The organism is Micromonospora yongxingensis (assembly GCF_052601155.1).
On record NZ_JBQXEO010000058.1, the window covers coordinates 1 to 1,123 of the forward strand.

Sequence of the window (1,123 nt, forward strand, 5' to 3'; positions counted from 1 at the left end):
TGGTTGTGGGGTCGTTGCGGGGGTGTGGTGTCGGCGCGTTCATGTGGTGAACGTGGTTGGTGTCGCGTGAGTGACGTGGAGGAGTTGGGGTGTCTTTTTTGGCTTCGGGTCGTCGTGTGTTGATCACGGGTGGTACGGGTTCGTTTGGTCGGACGATGGTGGGGCGGTTGCTTGATCGTGGTGTGGGTGAGGTGCGGGTGCTCAGTCGTGATGAGGCGAAGCAGGATGCGATGCGGCGGGTGCTCGGTGATGAGCGGGTGCGGTATTACGTGGGGGATGTGCGGGATTATGACTCGGTGTTGAGGGCGGCTCGGGGGGTGGATTTTGTTTTTCATGCGGCGGCGTTGAAGCAGGTGCCGTCGTGTGAGTTTTTTCCGTTGGAGGCGGTGCGGACGAATGTGTTGGGTTCGGCGAATGTGGTGGAGGCCGCTGAGCGTAATGGTGTGAGTTCGGTGGTGATGTTGGGGACGGATAAGGCTGTGTATCCGGTCAACGCGATGGGGATGTCGAAGGCGTTGATGGAGAAGGTGGCGCAGGCTCATTCGCGGAATAATCCGGGTAGTCCGACGACGGTGTCGAGTGTGCGGTACGGGAATGTGATGTTTTCTCGTGGTTCGGTGATTCCGTTGTTTATTGAGCAGATCAAGGCGGGTCGGGCGCCGACGGTGACGAATCCGTTGATGACGCGGTTTTTGATGTCGTTGCAGGATTCGGTGGAGTTGGTGGAGCATGCGTTTGTGCATGCTCGGCCGGGTGACATTTTTGTGCGGAAGGCCAGTGCGTGCACGGTGGGGGATCTGGCGGCGGCGTTGTGTCAGTTGTTTGATGTGCCGGCGAAGGTGGATCCGATTGGTGTGCGGCATGGTGAGAAGTTGCATGAGACGTTGGCCAGTCGTGAGGAGTTGGCGCGGGCTGAGGATTTCGGGGAGTTTTTCCGGGTGCCGGTGGATGATCGGGATCTGAATTACGCGTTGTATGTGAGTGAGGGTGAGGTGGGTGGGGGTCCGGTGGAGGATTTCAACTCGGCGAACGCTCCTCGGTTGGATGTGTCGCAGGTCGTGGAGTTGCTGTTGACGTTGCCGGAGGTCCGCGCGGAGCTGGCCCACCGAGACCCGGCCCTCAC

The 1,123-nt window shown here is 59.8% G+C and carries 1 protein-coding gene; it reads left to right on the forward strand.

Translation table 11 applies throughout. The features are described from left to right. Positions 1-89 precede the first annotated feature (89 nt). Positions 90-1,123, forward strand: a 1,034-nt coding sequence (locus ACTWLT_RS31520; protein WP_445321492.1) for a polysaccharide biosynthesis protein, incomplete at its 3' end; no start/stop codon positions are given.